Annotated in this window: 13 protein-coding genes and 1 riboswitch; of the genes, 6 read left to right on the top strand and 7 right to left on the bottom strand. The window is 72.4% G+C overall.

Translation table 11 applies throughout. From position 1 onward, the window contains the following. Positions 1-2: 2 nt before the first annotated feature. From DVA86_RS00870 to DVA86_RS00880, 3 genes are all read right to left on the bottom strand, one after another. Positions 3-374, bottom strand: coding sequence for an energy-coupling factor ABC transporter substrate-binding protein (locus DVA86_RS00870; RefSeq protein WP_208884273.1), 372 nt, complete (start codon positions 372-374; stop codon positions 3-5). Positions 375-418: 44 nt separating this feature from the next. Next, positions 419-1,123 carry an energy-coupling factor ABC transporter permease gene (locus DVA86_RS00875; protein WP_208874898.1) on the bottom strand — a complete coding sequence of 235 codons (705 nt, stop codon included), beginning with the start codon at positions 1,121-1,123 and terminating at the stop codon, positions 419-421. A gap of 29 nt (positions 1,124-1,152) precedes the next feature. Further along, positions 1,153-1,348, bottom strand: a riboswitch (cobalamin riboswitch). 194 nt (positions 1,349-1,542) lie between these two features. Next, entirely contained in the window at positions 1,543-2,322 is a 780-nt protein-coding gene (locus DVA86_RS00880) for a VOC family protein (protein WP_245996201.1), read from the bottom strand. Positions 2,323-2,583: 261 nt separating this feature from the next. Here DVA86_RS00880 and DVA86_RS00885 point away from each other — a divergent pair, with 261 nt between their 5' ends. Together DVA86_RS00885 and DVA86_RS00890 are read left to right on the top strand one after the other, a co-directional pair. Continuing rightward, complete coding sequence (locus DVA86_RS00885; RefSeq protein WP_208874901.1) at positions 2,584-4,284, top strand: SpoIIE family protein phosphatase; 1,701 nt, start codon at positions 2,584-2,586, stop codon at positions 4,282-4,284. A gap of 156 nt (positions 4,285-4,440) precedes the next feature. Next, entirely contained in the window at positions 4,441-4,806 is a 366-nt protein-coding gene (locus DVA86_RS00890) for a nuclear transport factor 2 family protein (protein ID WP_208874902.1), read from the top strand. 13 nt (positions 4,807-4,819) lie between these two features. Here the strand turns inward: DVA86_RS00890 and DVA86_RS00895 are convergent, their stop codons facing one another. Continuing rightward, on the bottom strand, positions 4,820-5,641 hold the full coding sequence (locus DVA86_RS00895; RefSeq protein WP_208874904.1) for a helix-turn-helix domain-containing protein: 822 nt from the start codon (positions 5,639-5,641) through the stop codon (positions 4,820-4,822). Between the two features lie 112 nt (positions 5,642-5,753). On the opposite strand from DVA86_RS00895, the gene DVA86_RS00900 reads away from it, so the two are divergent. Further along, entirely contained in the window at positions 5,754-6,059 is a 306-nt protein-coding gene (locus tag DVA86_RS00900; RefSeq protein WP_208874906.1) for a 4a-hydroxytetrahydrobiopterin dehydratase, read from the top strand. 121 nt (positions 6,060-6,180) lie between these two features. On the opposite strand, the gene DVA86_RS00905 is transcribed toward DVA86_RS00900, so the two are convergent. Together DVA86_RS00905 and DVA86_RS00910 are read right to left on the bottom strand one after the other, a co-directional pair. Continuing rightward, positions 6,181-7,017, bottom strand: a complete 837-nt coding sequence (locus tag DVA86_RS00905) for an aldo/keto reductase (protein WP_281279260.1) — start codon at positions 7,015-7,017, stop codon at positions 6,181-6,183. A gap of 163 nt (positions 7,018-7,180) precedes the next feature. Next, on the bottom strand, positions 7,181-9,007 hold the full coding sequence (locus DVA86_RS00910; RefSeq protein WP_208874908.1) for an AMP-dependent synthetase/ligase: 1,827 nt from the start codon (positions 9,005-9,007) through the stop codon (positions 7,181-7,183). Between the two features lie 541 nt (positions 9,008-9,548). Here DVA86_RS00910 and DVA86_RS00915 point away from each other — a divergent pair. Next, positions 9,549-10,475: a sulfotransferase family protein gene (locus DVA86_RS00915; protein WP_208874909.1), complete on the top strand. Its 927-nt coding sequence runs from the start codon at positions 9,549-9,551 to the stop codon at positions 10,473-10,475. A gap of 108 nt (positions 10,476-10,583) precedes the next feature. On the opposite strand, the gene fdhD is transcribed toward DVA86_RS00915, so the two are convergent. Further along, positions 10,584-11,495: a formate dehydrogenase accessory sulfurtransferase FdhD gene (gene fdhD, locus DVA86_RS00920; RefSeq protein WP_208874911.1), complete on the bottom strand. Its 912-nt coding sequence runs from the start codon at positions 11,493-11,495 to the stop codon at positions 10,584-10,586. Positions 11,496-11,688: 193 nt separating this feature from the next. On the opposite strand from fdhD, the gene DVA86_RS00925 reads away from it, so the two are divergent. Both DVA86_RS00925 and DVA86_RS00930 read left to right on the top strand, forming a co-directional pair. Next, entirely contained in the window at positions 11,689-12,183 is a 495-nt protein-coding gene (locus tag DVA86_RS00925; RefSeq protein WP_208874913.1) for a phosphatase domain-containing protein, read from the top strand. Between the two features lie 204 nt (positions 12,184-12,387). Beyond that, positions 12,388-13,569, top strand: coding sequence for an ROK family transcriptional regulator (locus DVA86_RS00930; RefSeq protein WP_208874915.1), 1,182 nt, complete (start codon positions 12,388-12,390; stop codon positions 13,567-13,569). Positions 13,570-13,597: the final 28 nt, after the last annotated feature.

The raw sequence follows: 13,597 nt of genomic DNA on the forward strand, positions 1-13,597 counted from the left end.
GGTTACGGGCGGTGGGTGTCGGCCGCGGCGTCCGTGTCCGCGTCCGGCTGCCCCTCCGCGGTGGCCGCCGCCGCGCGGGCCGCGCCCTGGCGGCGGCCGCGGCGCAGCCCGAAGTAGTACGCCAGCACGCCCGTGCCCAGTGCCGCCTGGAGCGCGAACAGTGCCGACTCGACCTCCCCGGACGGCGGTTCGTACAGCGGCGTGAACCACGGCTCGTAGTCCGGGTCGTTCTCCGTGACGGCCGTCTCCGCCTGTGCGTCAGAGCCGGTGAACGGTTCCTTCCTGTCGTCGCCCAGCCCGAGCGCGAGCGGCAGCACGGCCAGTGCCGCGACGACGGCCAGCAGCAGAGCGTTGATCTTCGCGTTGCGGCTCATCCTGCGCTTCCCGTTCGTGCTGTTCATGTCGTTCGTCCCGCGCATCACGCCACCGCCTTCGGCTGGTTGCCGTCCTGGCGGCTCTTGTCCCGAGCGAACACCCCGAGCCGGGTCAGCTCGCCCTCGCTGGACTGCCGCAGCAGCCGCATCACCAGCACGGTCAGCAGCCCCTCGCTGACCGCCAGCGGGATCTGCGTCACCGCGAAGATGCCGCCGAACTTCGCGAGCGCACCCGGGATTCCGCTCCCCGGGTCCGGGAACGCCAGCGCCAGCTGCACACTCGTCACGCAGTACGTGCTCAGGTCGGCGGCGAACGCCCCCGCGAACACGCACACCATCAACTGCAGTCCGCAGCGCCGCAGCAGCCGGTACAGCCCGTAACCGGCCCACGGGCCGACGACGGCCATCGAGAACACGTTCGCGCCGAGCGTCGTCAGGCCGCCGTGCGCCAGGAGCAACGCCTGGAACAGCAGCGTGATCGTGCCCAGCACCGCCATCACGGGCGGCCGGAACAGGATCGCCCCCAGTCCTGTGCCGGTCGGATGGGAACAACTCCCCGTCACGGACGGGATCTTCAGCGCGGACAGTACGAACGTGAAGGCGCCCGAAGCGCCCAGCAGCAGCGTGCTCTCGGGATGCGCCCGCACCTCACGGGTGAGTACGCGGACACCGTGTGCGACGAACGGAGCGGATGCGGCGCCCCAGGCGACCGCGTGCAACGGGGGCAGATACCCCTCGGCGATATGCATGGCAGGGAAGACCTCTCCAGCACCTCGTGGATGGACAGCGCACCCTGGCCGGTCTCCTGGCTGACGGGTCATGCCGCCCTGGACTCCGCCTTCCCGGACCCCGCGGCTTCCCGCGGCGGTCCAGTGGCCTCCCCGTGGGGATGGAGCCGGACTTCCCGATCACAGTGGCGAGGGCCGCACCGGTTCTGCACCGGTTTCCCGAACACCAAGGCTCTGTGACAGTAGTCGGGGCCGGTGGGCCCCACAACCGGGCCCCCTTACGGGACGGTGTCGCCCCGTTTACCCTTTTTACGCCTCGGGGAGGCGCCGTTCCCTTCGGCGGCGGTACCCCCCCCGGTGGCCGGGCGCGGGCTCGTCGTGGCCGAGGACCGTTCTCAATCGCCGGACGGGCTTGATCGGGCGCGCCTTGAGGGCTGGTTTCAAGTGGTCGTTTGCTGGGGTTTGTTCGTCGCGTCGGCGTGGCTGGGCTGGGTCGCGGCCACCGTGAAGAGGCCGCCGTCCGGGTCGCGGAGGCCCGCCGCGTAACCGAACGGCGTGTCCGTGGGTGGTTCCGTCACCGTGCCGCCCGCCGCCTCCGCCGCGGCCACGGCCGCCCCCACGTCCTCCACGCGGAAGCACACGTGCCAGCGCGGCCTGATGCGCGGGTCCGGGGCCGACTCGACGGCGCCGCCGCGCAGCGTCGCCACCGTGCGTCCCGCGGCCCGTACGATCACCGCGCCGTGCTCGTACTCCACATCGCAGCGGTCCGGGCGGCCCGAGGCCCACTCGAAGACCTCCGCGTAGAAGATCGCCGAGGCGAAGGCGTCCCGCGTACGGAGGTCCAGCTGGGCCGGGGCGTCGTGGTCTCCGGAGCGCCAGCCTGGGCGTACGTCGCCCTCCCAGAAGCCGAAGTTCGCGCCCGCCGGGTCGGAGGCCAGGCAGGCGCGGCCGTTGCCGAGCTCCACCGGGCCCACCGCGACCGTCGCGCTGCGTTCGCCGATGCGGGCCGCCACGGTGTCCGCGCTGGTCACGAAGAAGTACGGGGTCCATGCCACGGCCATGCCCAAGCTGGACGTCACGGCCCCGAGCCCGGCGACGGGCGAGCCGCCGGACATCGCGACGGAGAACTGCTCACCGAGCGAATCGGGCCGGAACGTCCACCCGAGAACCGCGGAGTAGAACTCCTGCGTAGATTCCAGTTCGGGCGTCGCCAGGCTCACCCAGCATGGCGCTCCGTATACCGGACGCGTTGCCGCCGACACACTGCTCGCCTCGCTTTCCGCAGGTGGGAGCGGGACAGGGCTGCTTCCCCAGGTCTGTCCCGCTCACTCTGCCACTCTCCCGCAGAGCTTGCCTCCCGGCATTCCGCTTGGATGCCGGTACGGTGGTGGGACGGGGCCGGGGGCCGTCCGGGGCGGCCGAGCCGGGGGCCTGTCGGAGGCGGCCGGGGGCCGCCCGAGTGAGAGACCAAGAGGGAACGGATGCCCGATCCGTCGTCCGGTGAGCCCGCCGCCGCCGTGGTGTCGGTGGAGTTCCTGCGCGAGATGTCCGAGAGCGTGGGCGCGGGCATCTACGTCCTCGACGGCGTCGGCCGGATCACCTCCGTCAGCGCCCGCGCGGCGGAGATGCTCGGGCGTACGGTCGCGCAGCTCGAGGGCGTGGGCGCGCACGGGCTGTTCCACCGGCGGCGCGACGGGTCCCGGATGCCGTACGCCGAGTGCGAGCTGGCGCGGGTCATCACGCAGGGCCGCCTGGCCACCGGCACCGCGTACTTCCTGCGTGGCGACGGGGAGCTGCTGCCCGTGTCGTGGACCTCGCTGCCCGTGCACCGCGAGGGCCACCGGACGGGGGCGGCGGTGGTGTTCACCAGCCGGCCGCGGCCGCTGGCCGGGAAGGCGCCGGAGGTACGGGAGCTGACCGGGCGTACGGCCGGGCTGTCCATGGTGGCCGACGCCACCACCGTGCTGGCGTCCACGCTGGACGCGGACAAGGCGCTGCGCCGGCTGGCGCGGCTGGTGGTGCCGCGGTTCGCCGAGTGGGCCGTGTTCGTACGGCTCGCCGCGGGCCTGCCGCACTGCGTCGCCGTGGCGGGGGACGCGGGCGGGAGCCCCGCGCCGTGGCTGGGCCCGCTGCCGCCGGTGCCGGACGGTTCGCTGCACCCGCTCGTACGGGTGCTGCGCGGGGCGCCCGCGATGCTGCTCGGGCCGGAGGACATCGCGTCGCCGCCCGACACGGAGCTGGCGGCGTGGCAGGAGGAGATGCTGCGGTCGTTCGGCACTGTGTCGGCCATCGCCGCGCCGCTCACCGCCCGCCACCAGGTGCTGGGGTCGCTGACGCTGGGCCGTACGGACCCGGCGAAGCCGTTCGACGCACGCGAGCTGGCGCTCGCCGTCGACCTCGCCCGGCGGGCGGGGCTGGCGATGGACAACGCGCGGCTGTTCAGCCAGCAGCGTGACATCGCCGAGACGATGCAGCGGCACCTGCTCACCGACCTGCCCGAGCACGGCGTGCTCCAGCTGGCCGCCCGCTACCGGCCGGCGGCGGCCGGCTCCCAGATCGGCGGCGACTGGTACGACGCCTTCCCGCTGCCCGACGACGCGATGGCGTTGGTCATCGGCGACATCGCGGGCCACGACATGCAGGCCGCCGCCCGTATGGCGCAGGTACGCAGCATGCTGCGGACGCTTGCCTGGGAGCACCAGGAGCCGCCGGGGCTGATCGTCGGCCGGATGGACGGCGCGCTGGAACGGCTCACGGACACCCCGCTGGCCACCCTCGTGTACGCCCGCGTCGAGGGCCCGGCGCGCGGGCCCTGGCAGCTGAACTGGACGTCCGCGGGCCATCCGCCGCCGCTGCTGGTCAGCCGGGACGGCAGCGCCCGCTATCTGGACCAGGGGCACGGCCCGTTCCTCGGCCTTCCCGAACTCGTCGGACCGCGCACCGACTGCACCGAGCCGCTGCTGCCGAGTAGCACGCTCCTGCTCTACACGGACGGGCTGGTCGAGACCCATGTGGACCACCTCGACGCGGGGATGCGCAGGCTGCGGCTGCAGGCGGCGGCGCTGGCCCGGGCGCCGGTCGGCGAGTTCTGCGACGGCCTGCTGGCCCGGCTGCCGGACGTCACCGACGACGACATCGCGCTGCTGGCCGTACGGCTGCCGGAGACGGGCGGCAGCGCGTAGCCCGCGCCTTCGCCTCAGCGGTGCCCGCGCCCTTACCTCAGCGGTAATCGACGCTCCGCCGGGCGCCCGGCAGGGTGAGGTCAGCGGGTCCGGGCCGGCGCACTCCGGTCCGGGCCCGCCCCGCGAACAGCGCACACTCACCAGGGAGGGCCCGACATGAGCGCGTACGAGACCGCCGTCAGCCGCTACTTCGAGGCGTGGAACGCCACCGGTGCCGCCGCCCGCGACAAGGCCGTCGCCGCCGCGTGGACCGAGGACGGGTCGTACACCGATCCCGTCTCCGACGCCCAGGGCCACGAAGGGCTGGCCGCCGTGATCGCCGGAGCGCAGGAGCAGTTCCCCGGCTGCGTCTTCGCCCTCACCGGGACGGTCGACGGCCACCACCACATCGCGCGGTTCGGCTGGGAGCTGCGCGCCCCCGACGGGTCGGCGCCCGTCGCGGGCTCCGACGTGATCACGCTGGCCGAGGACGGCCGGATCCGCGCCGTACTCGGCTTCCTGGACCGGGTGCCCGCCGCGTGAACGGGCCCCGCCGCTACGGCATGAGCAGCTGAAGGTCCTTCGCCGTCTCCGGGCTCGCCGGGAGGAACGTCTCCACGGCGAGCTCGGAGACCGTCACGTCCATCGGCGTGTTGAAGGTCGCGATGGTGGAGAAGAAGGACAGGACCCGCCCCTCGTACTCGATCACCATCGGCAGCGCGAACGGGCAGCCCGGTCCGGCGTCCGCCGGCGGCGCGGGCGCCTCGTCCCGTACGGGTGGGGGTGGGGGCGTCGGATACGCGGACACCTCCTCGTACAGCGCGCGCAGCGGCGCCGACCGCACCAACGCCAGCTGGCGCTCCATCTGTTCGAGCAGATGGCCCCGCCACTCCGCGAAGTTGCGGATACGCGGGGCCAGTCCGTCCGGGTGCAGCGTGATCCGCATGGCGTTCTGCGGCGGCTCCAGCAGCTCCGGCGCGACCCCGGACAGCAGCAGGGCGATGCCGCGGTTGGCGGCCAGCACCTCGTACGTGCCGTCGACGACGAGCGCCGGGTACGGCTCGTACGCCGCCACCATCCGCTCCAGCCCCGCGCGCAGCGGGGACAGGGCGGGGGAGGTCAGCGGGGTCTCGGGGTAGTGGGGCGCGTAACCGGCCGCGAGCAGCAGGGCGTTGCGCTCCCGTACGGGGACGTCCAGGTGCTCGGCCAGCCGCCGCACCATCTCGGGGCTGGGGCGGGCGCGGCCGGTCTCGATGAAGCTGATGTGCCGCGCGGAGGAGTCGGCGCGCAGCGCCAGCTCCAGCTGGCTCAGCCGCGCCCGGTTCCGCCAGCCCCGCAGCAGCGCGCCCACCGGCACGTCGTCCTCGGTGGTCGTCATGGCTCGAATATATGGCCTCACACGAAACGCCCGGAGAGCGTGGCACGCTGGCCCCGTACCGGGCACCCGCGACCCGTGGCCCGCGACCGACCGCACCGATGAAGGGACCCTCATGGCACCCGAACCGCTGACGCCGCAGCAGACCGAACAGGCGCTCGCGGAGCTGCCCGGCTGGGAGGCGGCCGACGACCGGCTCGCGCGGAACTACGTCTTCGGCAAGCATCTGCCCGCCGCCGCGATGGTGATCCACGTGGCCGCGATCCAGGAGGAGCTGGGGCACCACTCCGACATGACGCTCAGCTACAACACGCTGGGGATCACCGTGAACACGCACAGCGTGGGCGGGAAGATCACGGAGCTGGACGTCGCGCTGGCCCGCAGGATCGAGGAGATCGCGGCGGGACACGGCGCCGGCTGAACGCCGTACGGCGGCCCGCCTTCCGGGGCGCCGAACGCGGAGAGCCGCCCGGAACGGTGTCGTCCGGGCGGCTCCGTACGTACGGCGGGCCGCGCGTGGCGGCAGCCGTGCGGGGTCTCGGTCAGCCGAGCCAGTTCATCGTGTCCGGGTCGGCGCCGAGCCGCGTGTCCGTGTTCAGGCCCGTGACGGCGTCGACGTCCGCCTGCTCCAGCTCGAAGTCGAAGACGTCGATGTTCTCCCTGATCCGGGACGGGGTCACGGACTTGGGGATCACCACGTTCCCGAGCTGCAGGTGCCAGCGCAGGACGATCTGCGCGACGGTCTTGCCGTACTTCCCGGCGAGGTCGCCCAGCAGCGGCTCGGCCAGCACGTCCCCGCCCTGCCCGAGCGGCGACCACGCCTCCGTCGCGATGTCGTGGTCCGCGTGGTAGGCGCGGGGGATGGGCTGCTGGAGGTGCGGGTGCAGCTCGATCTGGTTGAGCGCGGGCACGGTGCCGGTCGTGTCGATCAGCCGCTGGATGTGCGCGGGCTGGAAGTTGGAGACGCCGATGGCCTTGGCGCGGCCCTCGGCGAGGATCTTCTCGAACGCCTTCCAGCTGTCCACGTACTTGTCGATGCCCGGCATCGGCCAGTGGATGAGATACAGGTCGACGTAGTCCAGGCCGAGCTTGGCCAGCGAGGCGTCGAAGGCGCGCAGCGTGGTGTCGTGGCCCTGGTCGGCGTTCCACAGCTTCGTGGTGACGAACAGCTCCTCGCGCGGGACGCCGGCGGCTGCGATGGCCTGGCCGGTGCCCTTCTCGTTCTCGTAGATCGCGGCGGTGTCGATGCTGCGGTACCCGGCCTCGAGCGCGGTGCCCACCGCGCGCGCCGCCTCGTCGTCCGGCACCTGCCAGACACCGAAGCCGAGCTGCGGCATGGCGACGCCGTTGCTGAGCGTGATGGAGGGGACGCTGCTCACGAGCAATCGGTCCTTACGTTCTGTCGGGGGATGTCAGGTCCTCGGAATGTAACGGTCCGCGGCTCGGGATCATTCCTCCCCGGGCCAGCGCGGCGAGGTGCGGCGCCCGTACGGGGGCGGGCGGGGGCACGGCGTACGGTGCGTGGCGTACGGGGCGCGGCCGTCACGTGTGGTAGAGCGCCTCGATCTCCACCGCGTAGGCCTTCTCGATCGCCTTCCGCTTCAGCTTCAGCGACGGCGTGAGCAGCCCCTGCTCCTCGGTGAACTGTGCGGCCAGTATCCGGAACGTACGGATCGACTCCGCCTGCGACACCTGCGTGTTCGCGGCCACCACCGCACGCCGGATCTCCGTCTCCAGATCCGCGTCGCACACCAGCTCTGCCTGGCTGAGCTGCGGCTTCTCCCGCATCGTCAGCCAGTGCGAGACGGCCTCCTGGTCCAGCGTGACAAGCGCGGAGATGTACGGCCGGTCGTTGCCCACCACGACGCACTGCGCGACCAACGGGTGCGCGCGCACCCGTTCCTCCAGGGTGGCCGGCGAGACCGTCTTGCCGCTGGACGTCACCAGGATCTCCTTCTTGCGCCCGGTGATCGTCAGATAGCCGTCCTCGTCCAGCGAACCGAGGTCGCCGGTCGCCAGCCAGCCGTCGTGCAGCGTCTCGCCGGTGGCCTCGGGGTTGTTGAGGTACCCCTGGAAGATCTGGCCGCCGTGCAGCCACACCTCGCTGTCCTCCGCGATGTGCACCGTGGTGCCGGGGATGGGGCGCCCGACGGTGCCGAAACGGGTCTGCTCCGGCGGGTTGGCCGTGGCGGCGGCGGTCGACTCGGTCAGCCCGTAACCCTCGAAGATCCGCATCCCGGCGCCGTCGAAGAACAGCCCGAGCCGCCGCTCCATCGCGCTGCCGCCGGACATCGCGTGCCGGCAGCGGCCGCCCATGGCCTCGCGCAGCTTGCCGTACACGAGCTTGTCGAACAGCTGGTGCTGCATCCGCAGCGACGCACCCGGGCCCGGCCCCGTGCCGAACGCCTTGTGCTCGGTCGCCTCCGCGTAGCGCACCGCGGCCTCGACGGCCTTGTCGAACGGGCCGAGCTTGCCCTCGAGTTCGGCCTTGCGGCGGGCGGCGGCGAAGACCTTCTCGAAGATGTACGGCACGGCCAGGATGAAGCTCGGCCGGAATGCCACCAGGTCGGGGAGCAGCGCGGCGGCGGACAGCTGCGGCTGGTGGCCCAGCTTGACCCGGCCCCGTACGGCCGCGACCTCGACCATCCGCCCGAAGACGTGCGCGAGGGGGAGGAACAGCAGCGTCGACGCCTGGTCGCCGGGCTTCGAGTGGAAGACGGGCTCGTACCGGTCGACGATGTTGTCGGCCTCGGCCATGAAGTTGGCGTGCGAGATCACGCAGCCCTTGGGGCGGCCGGTGGTGCCGGAGGTGTAGATGACGGTGGCGACGGTGTCCGGGGTGAGCGCGAGCCGGTGCCGGTGCACCACGTCGTCCTCGATGTGCGCGCCCGCCGCCATCAGTTCGGCCTCGGCGTCCGCGTCGAGCTGCCACAGCCGCTTGAGCTGGGGCAACCGGTCGACGACCGAGCCGATGGTCATCGCGTGGTCCTCGTGCTCGACGACGGCCGCGGAGACGCCCGCGTCGTGCAGCATCCAGTAGACCTGCTCGGCGGACGAGGTGGGGTAGAGCGGCACGGGCTGGGCGCCGATCGCCCACAGGGCGAAGTCGAAGAGGGTCCACTCGTAGCGCGTACGCGACATGATCGCGACGCGGTCGCCGAACCGCACGCCCTCCGCCAGCATCCCCTTGGCCAGCGCGAGCACCTGGTCGCGGAACTGGCCCGACGTGATGTCCTGCCACTGCCCCTGGGCATCCTTGCGTGCCAGCGCGACCCGGTCCGGATCATCGGCGGCGTGGTCGAAGACGGCGTCCGCCAGCCCTCCGACCTGGGGCGCCGTCGCCGAGGCGGGAACGGTGAACTCGTGCAATGGTCCGGCTCCTCCTGCAGGGCACAGCGCCGCGACCGTATCTGATACGGAACGCCAGCGGGAGAGGCGTCGGTGCTGGTCAGTGGTGCAATTGCGGTCACAACGGGAGACCGGAGCCAGGTCGTTGCAGGTCACCCGTGATATCTGCACGGAACCTCCCCCCAGTGATATGGGGGCCCGGAAACGCTTGGCAAGGGCACCCAATTCTGGACATCGCGCGGCGTCCCGTCCACCACGCCGGGTGCCGCCCGGTTCCGCCGGGCGGCGGTGGGCCGTACGTCTGCCGTACGCCTCCCCGCGCGTCTGTGCGGTCGTACACCCTGCCGTGGCACGGCGTGACCGTGCGTCAGCGGAACGCACCGACGACAGCCCGGCGATGCCCTTCCGTTACTTTTCCGACACTGCCCGTTCGTGTCCATCCCCTGGTATGGCCGTTCGGCGACCGCGGGGGACACGGCGGGTACGGCGGTGCGGGCGGGGCACGACGGTGCGGACGGCCACGGGGGCACCGGAACGAAATGCACGAGAAAGGGTGTCACCGATGCGCGACCCGCGCATGAAGACCGTCGGCAAGGGACTGCGCCGCCGAGGACGGCTGATCGCCGCGGCGCTGCGACCCCCGGGCGGCGCGCCGGGAGCGGGCACGGGCGGCGGCGCCGGTGCCGCCGGGACGGTGCCGGCGGTGCCGGACTACGGCCGGACCAGCCAGGACTACGCCGCCCCGCGCGCGTCGCGGCTCGTCGAGTCGCCCGTCTTCGTACTCTCCCCGGTCCGCTCCGGATCGACCCTGCTGCGCGTCATCCTGAACAGCCACCCCGACATCCGCGCCCCGCACGAGATGCACCTGCGCACGCTGAACGTACGCATGGGCCGCGACTTCACGCCCAGCGCGATGCGCGAACTGGAGCTGGACAAGGACGAACTGGAGCACCTGCTCTGGGACCGCGTCCTCCACCTCGAACTGGAGCGCAGCGGAAAGCGGGTGATCGTCGACAAGACCCCGCCCAACACGCTGATCTGGCCCCGGCTGCGGCGCTGCTGGCCCGACGCGCGCTACCTCTTCCTGCTGCGCCACCCGGCGGCGGTCGTCTCCTCCCTCGTCAACCGCAGGCGAGAGCCGGACCTGGAGCAGATCCACAGCGAGGTCCTGGAGTACGCCGAACGCCTCGAGGACGCGCGCACGGAACTGAACGGGCACACCGTCACGTACGAGCACCTCACCGCGGAGCCCGAGAAGGCCACCCGGGACATCTGCCGCTACCTGGACGTGGAATGGGACGCGGCCATGCTCGACTACGGCGAGCAGGACCACGGCAGCTTCCGCCCGCACATCGGGGACTGGAGCAGCAACATCAAGTCCGGCCGCATCCAGCCTGCGAGGCAGCCGGGGGACGACGTGGAGCTGCCGGTGCGGCTCGCGCAGATCGCGGGGGCGTGGGGCTACCACTCGAGCCCGTCCGGCGATTGAGGACGGCCCGGATCGGCCATGGTCGGCACTGAGTCCGGCCGCTGAGCAACGCCGGTGAGACGGCGGTCCGCTGGCCAAGCGTCGCGACATCGTGGCTGACGGCCGTCCTCAAACGCCGGACGGGCTGGGGTCGTGCCCCGACGGGCTGGGGTTGTGCCCCGACGGGCTTGATTCGTTCAGGCCAAGGCCAAGGCGCCAGGCGCCCGCGTAGACGTTCATCGAGCCGCCCCGCAGGAAGCCCACCAGCGTCAGGCCCGTCTCCGTGGCCAGGTCGACGGCGAGCGACGAGGGTGCCGAGACCGCCGCCAGGGCCGGGATGCCCGCCATCACCGCCTTCTGCGCGAGCTCGAACGAGGCCCGCCCCGACACCATCAGCAGCGCCGACGTGAGCGGCAGCGCGCCGTCCTGGAGCGCGCCGCCGATCAGCTTGTCGACGGCGTTGTGGCGGCCGACGTCCTCCCGTACGCCGAGCATCGTGCCGTCCGCCGCGAACAGCGCCGCCGCGTGCAGCCCGCCGGTCCGGTCGAAGACGCGCTGCGCCTCACGGAGCCGGTCGGGCAGCCGCGTCAGTACGTCCGGCTCGACGCGGAACGGGGCGTACACGCCGTCGAGTTCCTCCGCGGGCCAGCGCGTCCGCGTGCGTACGGCGTCGAGGCTGGTCTTGCCGCACAGGCCGCACGAGGACGTCGTGTAGACGCTGCGTTCCAGCGTGATGTCCGGCAGCGGGACGCCGGGGGCGAGCCGTACGTCCACGGTGTTGTACGTGTTGGCGCCGTCCGCCGTGGCGCCCGCGCAGTAGACGATGCTCGTGACCTCGTCCTTGGTGCCGACCACGCCCTCGCTGACGAGGAAGCCGGCGGCGAGCGCGAAGTCGTCGCCGGGGGTGCGCATGGTGATGGCGAGGGGCTTGCCGTTGAGGCGGATCTCCAGCGGCTCCTCGCCGACGAGGGTGTCGGGGCGTTCGGAGACGGCGCCGTCCCGTACGCGGATGACGCGGCGGCGCTCGGTGACTCGGCCCATGGACGCTCACTCCCGAGTCGGAGGGGACGGACGGCGGTGCGGTTGCGGGTCGCCGGTCCATTGTCCCGTACGCGCGGCCGTGGCGCGGCGGCCCTACGCTGCGTAGACGGAGACCGCTCAGTGCGGAACGAGGAGTGCGGCACGCAGAATGCTGCACGCGGAGCGGTGGTCACGGAAGTGAAGGGGACGGCGGATGACGGAACGGGCGGCGGACCGGCCACTCGCGGTGTTCGACCTGGACGGGACGCTGTCCGACACGCGCCACCGGCTGCACTACGTGGAGTCCTCCCCGCGCGACTGGGACGCCTTCTTCCGCGCGGCGGACGACGATCCGCCGCTGCCCGCCGGGGTGGCGCTGGCCCGCGAGTGGGCCGAGAGCTGCGAGCTCAGCTACGTGACGGGCCGCCCCGAACGGTGCCGCCGCGCGACCCTCCGCTGGCTCGGCGAGCAGGGGCTGCCGACGGGCGAGCTGTGGATGCGGGGCGCCGCGGACCGCCGTCCGGCGCGGGTCACGAAGCTGAAGCTGCTGGAGCGGCTGGCGGCCCGCCGTACGGTCGCCGTCGTCGTCGACGACGACGAGCAGGTCTGCGCCGCGTACCGGCGGGCGGGCTTCCGCGTCGTCCGTGCCGACTGGATGCCGCCGTCCCCGACGCTGGAGCAGGCCCAGGAGGACCGCGGCCGCACCTGAGAGCACACGGCCGCAGCGGCTTTGTCCTGAGACTGGAGAAAGTCGGATCGATTTCTGCGCAACTTCTTCCCAGCGGTGGGCCACACTGCTACGTTTCCCGTGCAATCCCGGCCTGCGGCGGCATCCGCGCCGGTGACCGGGATGCATGCCGAGGACCGGTTCCCCGTGCCGGAAGCCAGGGGAGGGAGGGGCAGCGTGAGGCGCATGACAGCTCGGCCCGCGAACGCGCATCAGGCGCGGCTCCTCAGGCTGCTGCGTGACAGCGGTCCCAACTCCCGTGCCCAGCTGGGCGACGAGGTCGACCTCTCGCGGTCGAAGCTCGCCGTCGAGGTGGACCGGCTGCTGGAGACCGGGCTCGTGGTCGCCGACGGACTGGCGGCCTCACGCGGCGGCCGCAGGTCGCACAACATCAGGCTCGCTCCCGGGCTGCGCTTTCTCGGCATCGACATCGGTGCGACCTCGGTCGATGTCGCCGTGACCAACGCCGAGTTGGAGATCCTGGGCCATCTCACCCACCCGATGGACGTACGGGACGGGCCGGTCGCGGTCTTCGAACAGGTACTGGCCATGGTGGGCAAACTGCGGGATTCGGGCGTCGCGGAGGGCTTCGACGGCGCCGGCATCGGAGTCCCCGGGCCGGTCCGGTTCCCCGAGGGCGTACCGGTGGCGCCGCCCATCATGCCCGGCTGGGACGGCTTCCCCGTACGGGAGGCACTCAGCCAGGAGCTGGGCTGCCCGGTCATGGTCGACAACGACGTGAACCTCATGGCCATGGGCGAGCAGCAGGCGGGTGTCGCACGCTCCGTGCAGGACTTCTTCTGCGTGAAGATCGGCACCGGCATCGGCTGCGGCATCGTCGTCGGCGGCGAGGTCCACCGGGGTACGACCGGCAGCGCGGGCGACATCGGGCACATCCAGGTCGACCCCGACGGCCGCCAGTGCGCCTGCGGCAACCGGGGCTGTCTGGAGGCGCACTTCAGCGGTGCCGCGCTGGCCCGGGACGCGGAGGCCGCCGCACGTGACGACCGTTCACCCGAGCTGTACAGCAGGCTGGAGACGTCCGGCCGGCTGACGGGCGCCGACGTGGCCGCCGCTGCGGCGGCGGGCGACGGCGTGGCACTCGACCTGATCCGCGAGGGCGGGGCCCGTACGGGCCAGGTCATCGCCGGACTGGTCAGCTTCTTCAACCCAGGGCTGGTGGTGATCGGCGGCGGTGTCACCGGCCTCGGTCACACCCTGCTCGCCAGCATCCGCACTCAGGTCTACCGCCAGTCACTTCCGCTGGCGACCGGCAACCTTCCCATCGTGCTCGGTGAGCTGGGCCAGGCCGCCGGGGTGACCGGCGCGGCGCGGCTCATCAGCGACCACCTCTTCTCCCCGGCCTGACGGCCCCGCTTTCCCCGGCCCGACGGCC

Origin of the sequence: Streptomyces armeniacus (assembly GCF_003355155.1) — a bacterium.
GTDB lineage: Bacteria > Actinomycetota > Actinomycetes > Streptomycetales > Streptomycetaceae > Streptomyces > Streptomyces armeniacus.